The organism is Ralstonia sp. RRA (assembly GCF_037023145.1).
Lineage (GTDB): Bacteria > Pseudomonadota > Gammaproteobacteria > Burkholderiales > Burkholderiaceae > Ralstonia.
Window position 1 is genome coordinate 985938 of the sequence record NZ_CP146092.1, and the last position, 14509, is coordinate 1000446.

Annotated in this window: 11 protein-coding genes; 10 read left to right on the plus strand and 1 reads right to left on the minus strand. The window is 62.9% G+C overall.

The genetic code is table 11. From position 1 onward, the window contains the following. Positions 1–30: 30 nt before the first annotated feature. Complete coding sequence (locus V6657_RS22580) at positions 31–906, minus strand: LysR substrate-binding domain-containing protein (RefSeq protein ID WP_137884531.1); 876 nt, start codon at positions 904–906, stop codon at positions 31–33. Between the two features lie 369 nt (positions 907–1275). On the opposite strand from V6657_RS22580, the gene aldA reads away from it, so the two are divergent. The 10 genes from aldA to V6657_RS22630 all read left to right on the plus strand — a co-directional run bounded on the left by aldA (position 1276) and on the right by V6657_RS22630 (position 14235). Continuing rightward, complete coding sequence (gene aldA, locus V6657_RS22585; RefSeq protein WP_137884532.1) at positions 1276–2700, plus strand: aldehyde dehydrogenase; 1425 nt, start codon at positions 1276–1278, stop codon at positions 2698–2700. A gap of 108 nt (positions 2701–2808) precedes the next feature. Then, positions 2809–4125, plus strand: a complete 1317-nt coding sequence (locus tag V6657_RS22590; RefSeq protein WP_137884533.1) for an MFS transporter — start codon at positions 2809–2811, stop codon at positions 4123–4125. Positions 4126–4161: 36 nt separating this feature from the next. After that, complete coding sequence (locus V6657_RS22595) at positions 4162–5454, plus strand: MFS transporter (protein ID WP_248694646.1); 1293 nt, start codon at positions 4162–4164, stop codon at positions 5452–5454. Further along, positions 5451–6668, plus strand: a complete 1218-nt coding sequence (locus tag V6657_RS22600; protein WP_137884535.1) for a mandelate racemase/muconate lactonizing enzyme family protein — start codon at positions 5451–5453, stop codon at positions 6666–6668. Before V6657_RS22595 ends, V6657_RS22600 begins: the two co-directional genes overlap by 4 nt. 18 nt (positions 6669–6686) lie before the next feature. Next, on the plus strand, positions 6687–8357 hold the full coding sequence (locus V6657_RS22605) for an FAD-dependent oxidoreductase (protein ID WP_137884536.1): 1671 nt from the start codon (positions 6687–6689) through the stop codon (positions 8355–8357). Between the two features lie 175 nt (positions 8358–8532). Then, positions 8533–9678 carry a porin gene (locus tag V6657_RS22610; RefSeq protein ID WP_137884537.1) on the plus strand — a complete coding sequence of 382 codons (1146 nt, stop codon included), beginning with the start codon at positions 8533–8535 and terminating at the stop codon, positions 9676–9678. Positions 9679–9925: 247 nt separating this feature from the next. After that, positions 9926–11026, plus strand: coding sequence for a branched-chain amino acid aminotransferase (locus tag V6657_RS22615; RefSeq protein ID WP_137884538.1), 1101 nt, complete (start codon positions 9926–9928; stop codon positions 11024–11026). 15 nt (positions 11027–11041) lie between these two features. Further along, complete coding sequence (locus V6657_RS22620; RefSeq protein WP_137884539.1) at positions 11042–11845, plus strand: alpha/beta hydrolase; 804 nt, start codon at positions 11042–11044, stop codon at positions 11843–11845. Positions 11846–11873: 28 nt separating this feature from the next. Beyond that, complete coding sequence (locus tag V6657_RS22625) at positions 11874–12767, plus strand: LysR family transcriptional regulator (protein ID WP_137884540.1); 894 nt, start codon at positions 11874–11876, stop codon at positions 12765–12767. 175 nt (positions 12768–12942) lie between these two features. Further along, positions 12943–14235 carry a glycerate kinase gene (locus V6657_RS22630; RefSeq protein WP_137884541.1) on the plus strand — a complete coding sequence of 431 codons (1293 nt, stop codon included), beginning with the start codon at positions 12943–12945 and terminating at the stop codon, positions 14233–14235. The last annotated feature ends 274 nt before the right edge of the window (positions 14236–14509 follow it).

The following is a 14509-nucleotide window of genomic DNA, read 5'->3' on the forward strand; positions in this document are numbered from 1 at the left end:
TCGGCACATGGGTGGTGGAGCGCCTGCCGGTCAGGTCCGCTCTGCCACCTGTTCCCGCAACCACGCCGCAAACACACGTACGTGCTCGGTTGCTACGTGGTTGGATGCGACATCCAGCCAGTAACCAAACGGCCCGACGACCTGCTCGGATGACAGTCGCACCAGCGTGCCGTCGCCGATCTCCTCCTCGATCATGTTCAGATCGACGATGGCGAGCCCCACACCCTTGCGTGCGGCGTGAATCGCCTGCTCGAGTGTCGAGAACTCAATGCCATCGCCGACGCGCGTGTAGTGAATTCCCGCTTGCGTGCACCAGTCGGCCCACATCGTCAGGCGCTTGCCCTCGTGCAGCACATGTAGCGGCGGCAACTTCCCGAGGAGCGCATCAAGAGGCTCGCCGGAAAATTTCGGTGCACCCACCAGGGCATGCCGCTCCATCATGAGCAGTTCTGAATGCATGTCGGGTAGCGCGGCGCGTCCGAAACGGATGCGGCAATCGCTGTCGTCCGACGCATCGGTGCGGATCGACAGTTCAACATCCGGCTGTGCCTCAGAGAGCGTGCCCAGCCGTGGCGAGAACCACTGTGTCGCGAGCGTGGGGGGCAGCGATACCGTGAGGCGGCGCTTCGTTTTCGGAGGCGCTGCGGCGACCTCTCCAACGCCGCGTTCGATGGCGTCGAACGCCTGCTCGACAAAGGGCAGAAGGCGCTGGCCAGCATCGGTCAGGTTGACGCCTTTGTGATCACGCTCAAAAAGCTGCACGCCGAGTGCGTCTTCCAGCAGGCGGATCTGTCGGCTGACCGCGCTTTGCGTGACGAACAGTGAAGCCGCTGCGCGGCTGAAGCTGAGGTGACGCGCGGTCTCCTCGAAGAATCGCAACGCGATCAGCGATGGTAGGCGTCGCATGGTGTCGGTGTCCTCTAGGTCATCGATGCCGGTTGCGCAGAGCTGCGGAAAGTCAAACTATGTCACAACGCCCAGGCACCTTTACGACGTTGACGCGGCGAGACGTTATGCGCTTCGCCGTCCGGTGACATTGGGAAATGTCCGAAATTTGCGGTGTCTCATGGTGGGCGATTCCTACGGCGATTTCGCACATCGCCTGATGTGGTGCGCACTTGCGAGGATGAGCCGACGGGCCATGCGCTTTTCGCATACCCGTCGTAACAATAAGTTGTTTGTCGTGCGCTGAACGCGTGAACAGAATGCGCTCCTATCCAGTGATGTGCGATCGCTCATGCAGCGATTGGCGCATCCGCCCGAAGGAGCCTCTTCATGCGTACCGAGCGCAACTATGTGAATGGCAGGTTTGCCGATGCGCAAAGCGATGCATTCATTGTTGTTCACAACCCCGCCACCGAAGCACCGTTTGCACGCGTCTCGGCCGCGACGGCCGAAGAGGCAATTGCCGCCGTCGAGGCTGCTGCCGTCGCACAGAAGGCCTGGCGCAAGCTTCCGAGCACCGAGCGCGCCGCCTACCTGCACAAGCTGGCCGATGCGCTGACGGCGCGTGCGCCTGAGATTGGCGCAGTACTCGCGCAGGAGTCGGGTAAGAGCCTGGAAGATGCCTCAAACGAAGCCATCTTCGCCGGTCAGATCACGCGCTATCACGCCGAGTGGGCGCGCCGTATCGAGGGCGAGATCATCCCCAGCGATACGCCGGACGAAAACCTCTTCCTGCAACGCGAGCCCATCGGCGTCGTGGCGTGCCTGATCCCGTTCAACTATCCCGTCTACACGCTGCTGCGAAAGATTGCACCCGCGCTGATTACGGGCAACACCGTGGTGGTGCGGCCCAGCAACAACACTCCCGTTTCGGCTTTCGAAATTGCAAAGGCGGTTGAGGATGCCGGCTTTCCGCCGGGTGTCGTCAACATCCTGGCGATGGATCACGCCACGGCTGAGGTGCTATGCACCCACGCGGCAGTGGGCATGATCACGCTCACGGGCAGCGTGAATGCGGGCCGCAAGGTACTCGACTACTGCAAGGTGAACATTGCCAGGCCGTCGCTCGAACTCGGCGGCAAGACGCCTGCCATCGTTGAGCCGGATACAGACCTGGAAGCTGTGGCCGCTGCGCTCGTCGCGGCCAAGGTCGCACATTGCGGTCAACGTTGCACGGCCATCGAGCGCGTGTACGTGCATGAGAGCGTGCACGACCGCTTTGTCGCCCTGCTCAAGAAGCAGATGGCCGCTGTGCGCATCGGTGACCGTGCGGTCGATCCGTCGTGCATGGGGCCCCAGGTGAGTGCATCGGCGCGCTCCAACATTCACGCAATGGTCGAGCGGGCCATTGCCGACGGTGCAACGCTGGAGACCGGCGGAAAGCTGCCCGATGGCCCCGGCTTCTTCTACCCAGCCACGCTGCTGACGAACTGCCGGCAGGACATGGAGATCGTGCAGGAAGAAACCTTCGGCCCGATTTTGGCCGTGCTGCGCTACGCCACGATCGACGAAGCCATTGCCCTGGCCAACGACCATCAGTTCGGCCTGGCATCGGTGCTCTACACCGAGAACTACCGCACGGCGATGAAGGTAGCCAATGCCATCGAATCCGGCGAGCTGTACGTCAACCGCACACCGGCTGATCCGTACCAGGGTTACCACGCTGGCTGGAAGCGATCCGGCCTTGGCGGCGACGACGGCAAGCACGGGATGCTCGAGTTCACGCAAACGCGTTTGGTCGTCATGAAGTATTGACCGGCGCGGTTGCGTCCAATCCGTGCGCTCGCCGCTGAGCGCACGGCACATCTGTTTCCCCATAAGAACAATCGGAATCGCGCACCGCGCTTTCCAAGGAGACTTCCGATGACGACTTCATCGTCAACAGCGCAAACGGCGTCGCTTTCTGCCGGTAGTGCGCAGCAATCCGCGCGCGTGCAGCGCTATATCCAGTTGGCGTTGGTCTTGCTGGCCGCCGGCACGATCTACCCCATGCTGTATTTGCGCAAGGTGTATGAAGTCACGATTCTGGAGTTCTTCAAGCTCAATGACCTGCAGCTCGGTACGCTGTATTCCATCTTGGGCACGGTGTTTGTTGTTTGCTATATGCCAAGCGGCTGGCTGGCAGACCGGGTCCGCCCGCGCATTCTGATCAGCTTTTCATTGGTGATGACGGGTGCGCTGGGCTATCTGTATTCCACCGCGCCATCCTACGAAACGCTGTGCGTCATCTATGCCTGCTGGGGCGTCACCACGGGATTGACCTTCTGGTCGGCCATTATCAAGCGCGTCAATTCCATCTCTTTGCCGGAAGAGCGGGGCCGCTTCTTCGGCATTCTGGATGGCGGCCGTGGCTTGGTGGAAGCCGCACTGGCGGTGATCGCGCTGACCATCTTTTCGTACTTCGCCAGCCAAAACGCGGAAGCGACCGGCTTTCGCGTGATTCTGCTGATGTACGCCACGCTGTGCGTGACGTTGGGCGCGATCTTGTTCTGCTTGAGAGACCCGCAAGGCGCCGAGAAAAAAAGCCCATCGGTTGCAAAGAAAAAAAACAACCTGTGGGCGGATCTCAAAACCCTGGCACGCATCCCGGAACTTTGGATTCTGGCGGCTGTGGTGTTTTGCGGCTATCAGATGTTCTGGGTGTCGTACAAGTTCTCGGCGTTTGTGCGCCTACCCGAATTCGGCACGTCGGCCACCATTGCCGCCACCATTACCGTCGCCATGATGTGGATGCGCCCCATTGGCGGCGTTGGTGGTGGATTCTTGGCCGACAAGTTTTCGCGCGAGTTGGTGTTGGCGGGTGTTCTGGTCTGTGGAGCGCTTGGCCTGGCTGGCTTGAGCATGGTGCCGGCAGGTGCGTCGGTCCCGGTGTTGCTGGGCTTTGTGCTGTTGCTCGGTATGTTGGGCTATGCGGTGCGCGGCTTGTACTGGGCGCTGGTGGGTAAGTGCGGCATTCCCGATCACTGTGTCGGGTTGGCCATCGGCATGGTGTCGATGATTGGCTACTCGCCCGATATCTTTCTGCCAAAGATCAGCGCCTACCTCACCACGAAGTACGCCGGCGTACTCGGTTACCGGTATTTCTTCGGCTACATCATCGTGATGGCATTGCTCGGTGCGGTGGGTGCCGTGGTGCTCAGGTATCGCTTTGGCCGTCTTGCCAAAACCGCAAAGGCATAACTGGATATGCCTACCCAATCGCACCAAGCCAGCGCCATGCCCGTGGCGGCCGATGTGCCGGCGTCGGGAAACGCGCACGTGCAGCGTTATGTGCAGCTGATGTTGCTGGTGATCGCCGCCGGCGCGATCTACCCGATGCTGTATCTGCGGCAGGTTTACCAGTCGACGATGCTGACGTTCTTCCACATCGACGATGTGCAACTGGGCTACCTGTATTCGTCGCTCGGAACGATTTTTCTATTGAGCTATCTGCCAAGCGGCTGGCTAGCAGACCGCTTGCCCCCACGCTGGTTGATCTGCTTTTCGCTGCTGGCAACGGGCGTGCTCGGCCTGCTGTACGCAACCGGGCCGTCGTTCGAGGTGCTGGTGGTGATCTTTGGCGCATGGGGCTTGAGCACGGGGCTGACGTTCTGGGCTGCTGTCATCAAGCGCGTGAACATGATTGCCGGGCCCGACCAACAAGGCCGCTTCTTTGGTCTGCTCGATGGTGGGCGTGGACTGATTGAAGCATCGCTTGCCACCATTGCGATTGCACTGTTCGCCTATGTCACGCAAACGCGTGGCGACTCGGATATCGAGGGCTTCAAGCGCGTCGTCCACCTGTATGCGTTCTTCTGTATTGCGCTGGGTGTGCTGCTTGCGCTGGTGAAGGATGGTCAGCCTGTCGCGCAGCGCGGTGCCAAGGCTGCCAGCGCCAAGCGCGGGAGCGTGCCGGCCGATCTGAAAACGCTCGCCGCCATTCCCGAGTTGTGGCTGGTCGTCGCCATCGTGTTCTGCGGCTATCAGGTGTTCTGGGCAACCTACAGCTTCTCGGCCTATCTGCACGAGGGCGGCTTTGGGCTGAGCGCTACCGCAGCGGGCGCCATCGCAACGCTCAAGCTGTGGATGCGCCCGATTGGCGGCATTGGCGGTGGTTGGCTGGGCGATCGTACATCCAAGGCTTCAGTGTTGTTCTGGGCGCTGGTGCTTGCGGCGGTATCGCTGGTCGGGCTGATCTTTGCACCGACCCATAGCCCCGCAGCCATGCTGGTGGTGTTGGTGCTGTTCATTGGCATCCTGACCTACGCGGTGCGTGGGTTGTACTGGTCGCTGCTGGATGACTGCAAGGTGCCGCCGCATTGTGCTGGCCTTGCCATTGGCCTGATCTCGGTACTGGGCTATGCGCCCGACGTGTTCCTCCCGCTCATCAATGGCTACATCACGCAGACCTTTGCTGGCGCGCGTGGCTATCAATTGTTCTTCGGCTACATCGCCGTCGTTGCCCTGCTGGGTGCGGGCGCAGCAGCCATCCTCAAACAACGCTTGAACTGCAAGAAGGAAACGCCATGAAAGTCGTCTCACTTGAAACACACGTCGTTGCTGTTCCGCCGCCGCACGTGGGCGGCATGTACTGGCTGTTTGTCAAGATCAAGACTGACGACGGCATCGAGGGCGTGGGCGAAATCTACTCCGCAACGTTCCACCCTAAAGCCATGGTGCCGATCATCGAAGATGTGTTCGAGCGCTACCTGCTGAACCAGGACCCGCATCACACCGAGCGCCTGTTCCGCCAGTGCTACTCGAGCGGTTTCACGCAGCGCCCCGACCTCACGATGATGGGCGTGGTCAGCGGCCTGGAGATGGCCTGCTGGGACATCATCGGCAAGGCTGCGGGCAAGCCGGTGTATGAACTGCTGGGCGGCAAGGTGAATGAGCGTCTGCGTTCGTACACCTATCTGTACCCGAAGAACGCGCAGGGCGAGTACGACTACGACGATCCGGATCTGGCTGCGGAATGCGCACTGGAAAACGTCAAGCTTGGCTTCACCGCCGTGAAGTTCGACCCGGCCGGTCCATACACCGCTTACTCCGGCCATCAACTTTCGATGGAAGTGCTCGACCGCTGCGAGCTGTTCTGCCACCGCGTGCGCGAGGCGGTTGGCAGCAAGGCCGACCTGCTGTTCGGCACGCACGGGCAGATGGTGCCGTCGTCTGCCATCCGCCTGGCAAAGCGGTTGGAGAAGTATGACCCGCTGTGGTTTGAAGAACCGGTGCCGCCGGGGCAGGAGGAGGCCATGGCGACGATCGCGCAGCACACCTCGATCCCCATCGCCACGGGCGAACGCCTGACCACGAAGTACGAATTCCACAAGCTGCTGCAAGCGGGCGGCGCGTCGATTCTTCAACTGAACGTTGCGCGCGTCGGCGGCCTGCTCGAAGCCAAGAAGATTGCCACGCTGGCTGAAGTGCACTACGCACAGATTGCGCCGCACCTATACAACGGCCCAGTGGGCGCCGCTGCGAGCATCCAGCTTGCCGCCTGCACGCCGAACTTCCTGATCCAGGAAAGCATCATGACGTGGGGTGGTTTCCACGCAGAAGTCGTCAAGACGCCGATCCGCTGGGAAGACGGCTACATCATCCCGTCCAACGAACCGGGCCTGGGCGTCGAGCTGAACATGGATGTGGTGCGCGCGCATTCGCCATACACCGGCCAGCGCCTGCATCTGCAGATGGGCGAAAAGCCCGTCGACGTGAAGGACCTGGCGCCCGCCAAGGGCTGATTGCGCGACGAGGGCAGCATGACTTACGACTACATCATCGTCGGTGCGGGTTCGGCCGGTTGCATTCTTGCGAACCGGCTGAGTGAATCCGGCAAGTACTCGGTACTGCTGATCGAGGCCGGCGAGCGCGATGCCTCGTTCTGGTTCAAGGTGCCGGTCGGCTTCACCAAGACCTACTACAACCGCCAGTACAACTGGATGTACTACAGCGAGCCGGAGGCGGAACTGAGCGGGCGCAAGCTCTACTGCCCGCGCGGCAAGGTGGTGGGTGGCTCCGGTTCGATCAACGCGATGGTGTACGTGCGTGGTCAGCGCAGCGATTTTGACGACTGGGCAGCAGCGGGTAACCCGGGCTGGTCATTCGACGATGTGCTGCCGTATTTTCGCAAGCTTGAATCGCACGCGGCCGCCGCGACCGATCCAGAGCATCACGGCGCGGCCGGGCCGATTCACATCACGTCGATGAAGGCGGATGTGCACCCGATCGTCCACGAATTCTTGAAGGGCTGCGAGCAGCTGAAACTGCCGCGTACGCACGACTTCAACGGTGCGCAGTTCGAGGGCGCTGGCATCTACGACCTGAACACGAAGAACGGCGAGCGTTGCTCGAGCAGCTTCGCGTACCTGCGCCCGGCGGAAAGCCGCTCGAACCTGACCGTGCGCTCCGGCACCCTGGTGCGACGTGTGCAGTTTGAAGGCAAGCGCGCAGTTGGCGTGGTCGTGGCAGGCCCCAACGGCGATGAAGTCATCGACGCGTCGCGCGAGGTGATTCTCGCTGCGGGCGCGGTCGACACCCCCAAGCTGCTGCAGTTGTCCGGCGTGGGGGATCCAACCTTGCTCAGGCGTCATCAGGTGCCGGTCGTGCAGGCGTTACCGGCCGTTGGGCGCAACCTGCAGGACCACCTGTGCGTGAGCTTCTACTTCAAGGCGAATCGCCCCACGTTGAACGACGAGATGGGCACGCTGCTTGGCAAGATGAAGATCGGGCTGCGCTATTTGTCGACCAAGCGTGGCCCGCTGGCGATGAGCGTGAACCAGGCGGGCGGCTTCTTCCGTGGTGCGCCGGATGTGCAAGCGCCGAACATCCAACTCTACTTCAACCCGCTGTCATACCGGATTCCGAAGAGCGAGCACGCAAGCATTGAACCGGAACCGTACTCGGGGTTTCTGATTGCGTTCAATCCGTGCCGACCGACGAGCCGAGGCGCGATTGAGATCGCCTCAAACCGTGCAGAGGATGCGGCAAAGATCCGCATCAACGCGCTCACGACGCAGAAGGACCTCGACGAGGCTGTGCAGGGCAGCAAGGTGATTCGATCGCTGATGTGCGCACCGGCCCTGAAGGCGATGACGGTGGAAGAGATCTCACCGGGGCCGCAGATGCAATCCGATGCGGATCTGCTGCAGTACTTCCGCGAGCAATCCGGTTCGATCTACCACCTGTGCGGTTCATGCGCGATGGGCCCGGATGCGGCCACGTCGGTCGTCGACGCGTCGTTGCGCGTGCATGGTCTTGATGGTCTGCGGGTGGTCGATGCGTCGATCTTTCCGAACATCACGTCCGGCAACATCAACGCGCCAACGATGATGGTTGCGGAGAAGGGCGCGGACCTGATTCTCCAGGGCGCGGCAGCCCGCGACGCGGCAGCCGTACGTCATGTCGAAGCACGCGAACCGGCGGTGGTGTAGCCAGCGGTTCGGGCGTGCGCCAAGTGAGCTGCGCAATTCAGATCAATCTCATTGGTGCGGGGTGTGGTGCATGTCAACGTGTCGCCCGTCGCGATGGCGGGCGGATGCGCGGGTGTGCATTCGCCACGCAGTTTGATACGACAAGAAAAACGACTGACTTAGGGAGCTAGCAGGAATGAAGAGACACGTTGTCGCGCTCGCGGTATTGACCGCATGGGCCGGAGCGGCAGCTGCGCAAAGCAGCGTCACGCTGTATGGCGTGATTGACCAAGGCATCAACTACACCAACAACGTTGGCGGCCACAGCCTTGTGGAGATGGCAAGCGGTCATGTGCAAGGCAGCCGCTGGGGCTTGCGCGGTAGCGAGGATCTGGGTGATGGTACGAAAGCCATCTTCCAATTGGAGAACGGCTTTAGCGCAGACACTGGCCGATTTGGTCAGGGTGGACGCATGTTTGGCCGGCAAGCCTATGTGGGCCTGCGCGACGCCCAGGCAGGCACGCTGACGCTGGGTCGCCAGTACGACTCCGTGGTGGATTTTCTCGCGCCAACGACCGCAAACGGCAACTGGGCGGGCTGGCAATTCGCGCATCCGTTCGATAACGACAATACCGACAACTCGTTCCGCTTGGACAACGCAATCAAATATGCGAGCCCCGATTTTGGCGGCTTCCAGTTTGGCGGTGCGTACGCGTTTGGCGAGAGCACATCGTTCTCCGATAACCGCGTCTATAGCTTCGGGGCGAAGTACACCAACGGCGGGCTCAAGCTGGGTGCGGGCTACATGTTTGGCAGCAAGGTCGGCAGTACCGCCGGGGGTGCCCTGGCAACGAACGACGCGACCTATATTGCATCGCAGATGCGCGTCTTCGGTGCAGGCATCAACTACACGACGGGCCCGGCAACGGTTGGTTTTGTGTACTCCAACTCGAACTACCGTAACCCGACCGGCAATAGCTATGTGAGCGCGATTGCCGCGCCGGGTGTAACCGTCGACGCGATCAAGTACCACAACTTTGAAGTCAGCGGTAAGTACCAGATCACGCCAGCGTTCTTCCTGGGCGGCCAATATGTGCTGTCGCTGCTGAAGTACGATGCGTCGACCGGTCGGGCCGAGCCGCGCATCCACACCGTGGGGTTGATGGCGGACTACGCCTTCTCCAAGCGCACGGACGTGTATTTGCAGACGTCGTATCAGCACGTTGCCGGCGGCAAGACCGGCGCAGCGGCACTGGACGGCGCATTCGTGCCGACCACGGCGGCACCGTCCTCGACGTCTTCGCAGGCCACCGTGCGCCTTGCGCTGCGTCACAGGTTCTGACGCAAACTTGCCTGGCCGGCCAGTAAGTCTTTGAAAATAAAGGCTTGCTGACCTCGCCCGTGAACGAGATACCCCGATGTGGGCGGCATTGCCGCTTGCGTCGGGGTATTTCATTTGGAACGTCGCGGGGGGATTGGTTCGGCTTGGGCAACGGCGCGCGCGTGAATACGCAACCAAATTGCATCGCCAATGGCGCAAAATAGCGGTTTGGGCGTTTTTGCGCCCCCTCGCACCCCATGGAGACGGTATGAACAACGTTGTCGAGTCGACCCTTTCGATCGAACAGAACCCGAACCCCGTGCCCGCCGCCGAGCGTGCTCGCCTGCTGGAGAGCCCCGCTTTCGGTCGCGTGTTCACCGACCACATGGCCACCATCCGCTACACCGAAGGCAAAGGCTGGCACGACGCGAAGGTTGGTGCGCGCGGTGTGATCCCGACGGATCCGGCGACGCAGGTATTGCACTACGCGCAGGAAATTTTTGAGGGCATGAAGGCATATCGGCTGCCGGATGGCGGCGGTGCACTGTTCCGCCCCGATGCCAATGCGCGCCGCTTCCAGAACTCCGCCAAGCGCCTGGCAATGCCCGCGCTGCCGGAAGATCTGTTCCTGCAATCCGTGCGCGAACTCGTGAAGCTGGACCGCGAATGGATTCCGACGGGCGAGGGTTCCGCGCTGTATCTGCGGCCGTTCATGATTGCCACCGAGGTTGCACTGGGCGTCAAGCCCGCGGCTGAATATCTGTATTGCGTGATCGCCTGCCCGGTGGGCGCGTACTTCAAGGGCGGCGCGTCGGCGGCGGTCACGATCTGGGTGTCCGATACCTATACGCGCGCCGCACCCGGCGGTACGGGCGATGCCAAGTGCGGTGGCAACTACGCCGCCAGCCTGCTCGCACAGGCCGAAGCCACGCGCGAAGGCTGCGACCAAGTGGTCTTCCTCGATGCGGTGGAGCGCCGCTGGATTGAAGAGCTCGGCGGCATGAACGTGTTCTTTGTCTTCGATGACGGCTCGCTGCAGACGCCCCCGTTGACCGGCACGATTCTGCCGGGCATCACGCGCGATTCGCTGATCACCCTGGCGCGCGACATGGGCTTGACCGTGCGCGAAGAGCCGTACTCCATCGACCAATGGCAGGCCGACGCCCAGAGCGGCCGTCTGCGTGAAGCCTTTGCGTGCGGTACCGCCGCCGTGGTCACGCCCATCGGCAAGGTGAAGGGCCACAAGCACAACTTCACCATCGGCGACGGCGGGGCGGGCGCGCTGACCACCAAGCTGAAGGCTGCGCTGGTCGAACTGCAGAACGGCCGCGCACCGGACCCGCACGGCTGGCTCGACCGCGTGTTCTGAACCCGGCGCTCGGATATGACGGAGTCGCTTTCCCTGGACGCAGCCGAGACGTGGGTCACCACCGTCAATGGCCGTCTCTATGCCAAGCGTTGGGGCGGCACGGCGGATGATGCGGCGCTGCCGCCCATCGTGCTGCTGCATGATTCGCTCGGCTGCGTTGCGCTGTGGCGCGAGTTTCCGCAGCGCCTGGTGCAGGCGACCGGGCGCGCAGTGATTGCCTATGACCGGCTAGGTTTCGGCCAGTCGGATCCGCACCGGGGCCCGATCGGCGCGGATTTCATCCGGCAGGAAGCGCATACCGGTTTTTCCGCCCTGATTGACCAGCTTGGCGTAGAGCGTTTCATTGTCTTTGGCCACAGCGTGGGCGGCGGCATGGCGGTGTCGATTGCAGCCGCGTATCCGGACCGTTGCGCTGGGCTGATCACCGAGTCTGCGCAAGCCTTTGTTGAAGCGCAGACGCGCGCCGGCATCCGCACGGCACAGGCCCAGTTTGCCGAGCCCGGTCAGATGTCACGCCTGGAGCGGTATCACGGTGACAAGGCGCCTTGGGTCTTGGATGCCTGGGTCAGCACGTGGTTGTCGCCCGCGTTTGCCGACTGGTGCCTGGATGAAGACCTGCTGGGTGTCCGCTGCCCGGTGCTCGCCATGCACGGCACGGAAGACGAGTATGGCTCGACCGCGCAGCCCGAGCGCATCGTGACCTTGGCCGGCGCACCGGCTCGGCTGGCGTTGCTGCAGCGCTGCGGTCACGTCCCGCACCGGGAGCAGGAGGCCACGGTGCTGGATGCAGTGAAGGCGTTCGTGACGGCGTCCCACTGATCCGCGATCGGCCATTTGGCGCTGCCCCATGGAACTCTATCAACTCAAAGCCGTACTCGCGGTTGCGCGCACCGGCCAGCTCGCGCGCGCTGCAGAGCAACTGCATCTGACGCAATCCGCCATCTCCAAGCAGATCAAGGGGCTGGAGGACGAGCTGGGCGTGCTGCTGTTTGATCGCACGCCCACCGGCATGACGGTCACCGCCGCGGGCCGGCGCCTGTTGCCGATTGCCGGGCGCGTGGTGGATGCCACGCAGGAGATGACCGCACTGGCGTCGTCGCTGCGGGGCAATGTATCCGGTGTGCTGCGTCTGGGCACGATCATTGATCCGGAGTCGATCCGTCTGGGGCCGCTGCTGGCGGCGCTGCTGCAGTTCTATCCGCACATCGACGTGACGCTGGCACACGGCATTTCTGGCAGTGTGCTGCAGATGCTGCGTGATGGCCAGGTCGACGCCGGTTTCTACCTGGGCACCTTGCACGATCCGGAGATCACCGTGCACCCACTTGCGGTGGAGCACTACGTGGTGGTGGCGCCCGCCGCGTGGGAGGCCAAGCTGCGTGGGGCCAGCCTGCAGGAGCTTGCTGCCATGCCGTGGCTGGCGACGCCCGCCGGCAGCTCGCAGCACGGCATGGTCGCGCAGATGTTTGCCGAACGCGGCCTGTCGCACAACACCGTGGTCGAGGCCGATCAGGAGGCGTCGATGATCGAGCTGGTGCAGTCCGGTGTGGCCCTGGGGATCATGCGCGAACGCCTGGCCGCCGGCATGGTGCAGAGCGGCCAAGCCGTCATCTGGGAGGGCGCCCGGCTGCCATGCCCGCTGTGCCTGCTGCATCGTCGTGCCAGTGCGGACAATCCCATGGTTCAGGCCCTGCTGGCGACCTTGCCGATGATCTGGCAGCCCGAGGCGGACGTCGCCTGAATCGACCGTCCCCTCCTAGGGTTTGCCCGGAAAGGAACCCCGGAAGTTGGCCGCAAAGCCTTGTCCCATCAGGGGTTTCCTGCGCGTTCAGTCGGTCTTGAAGATTCTCCAATAGGCGACTTGTGCGTCGCTCCGTAGACTGCCTCCAACCTGTTCATTCCGCTCGAGGCTTCTCATGCAACCCACGTCCCCCACCAACCACCCCGCCTTGCTGCGCGCCATGTTCGATGCCGCTGTGGCCAGCGCCCAGCCGTCGCTCTGCCTGGCGCAGCATCTGCCGCCGGCGCCCAAGGGACGGACCATCGTCATCGGTGCGGGCAAGGCATCGGCCGCGATGGCGCAGGCACTTGAAGCGCATTGGCCGGGGCCGCTCGAAGGGTTGGTTATCACGCGCTACGGCTATGCCGTGCCGTGCGAACGCATCGAGATCGTTGAGGCGGCACACCCGGTGCCGGACGCGGCTGGCCTGGAATCCACCGCGCGTGTGCGCCAGCTGGTGTCGGGGCTGACCGAAGACGATCTCGTCATCGCGCTGATTTCCGGTGGTGGTTCGGCACTGCTCGTGGCGCCGGGCGAGGGCATCAGCCTGGCCGACAAGCAGGCCGTGAATGCGGCGCTGCTCAAGAGCGGCGCCAACATTGCCGAGATGAATTGCGTGCGGCGCCACCTGTCGCAGGTGAAGGGCGGGCGGCTGGCGGCGGCCTGCCACCCGGCGCACGTGGTGACGCTGCTGATTTCCGACGTGCCGGGCGACAACCCCGTCGATATTGCTTCCGGCCCCACGGTGGCCGATCCGACCACGCGTGCAGACGCCCTGGCGATCATCGAGCGCTACCGGATTGCTGTGCCCGACAACGTGCGCGCATTCTTTGCCAAAGATGAGGCAGAAAGCATCAAGCCGGGCGACGCACGCCTGCAGAACATCACCACGCGCATCATCACGGCACCGCAGATCGCACTGGAGGCGGCGGCAAAGGTGGCGGAGGCGGCGGGCTACACGCCGTACATCCTGGGTGACAGCCTGGAAGGCGAGGCGCGCGACCTGGGCCTGGCGATGGCAGGCATCGCGCGTCAGGTGGTGCAGCGCGGCCAGCCGTTCAAGACGCCGTGCGTGTTGCTGTCGGGTGGCGAGACGACCGTCACTGTCACGGGCAGCGGCCGCGGTGGGCGCAACGTGGAGTTCCTGCTCTCGCTGGCAGTGGCGCTGGACGGGCTGCCCGGCGTGCACGCCATTGCCGGTGACACCGACGGCGTGGACGGTGCCGAAGAGATTGCCGGTGCCATCATCGCGCCCGACACGCTCACCCGTGCATGGGCCGCCGGCATCCAGCCGCGCAAGAGCCTCGACAACAACGACGGGCACGGCTTCTTCCAGGCGCTGGGCGACTCGGTCATCACCGGCCCGACGCTGACCAACGTCAACGACTTCCGCGCCGTCATCATCGACACGCCGACCGGCGCAGCGTAAGACGAACGTGCTGCCTGATGTGCTATCTGCGGCGCTTGTCAGGTAGCGCGTGCGTGTGCATCGCACCAAAATCGAACGATCGTTTATAAAACGCCGGTTTCAATCACCTGCGTTTTTCCCGCCCGTTCGCGCCATGCCACGGGCGTTCTTGTTTGGAAGTGCCAGCCTAAACTGAGACATTGGCAAGCTCCTTCTGTCGCTCCTATAAAACAGGCGTTGGGCAGGACCCGACGGCGCACCCACGTGCGTACACAAGCCAACCGAATCAAGCGGG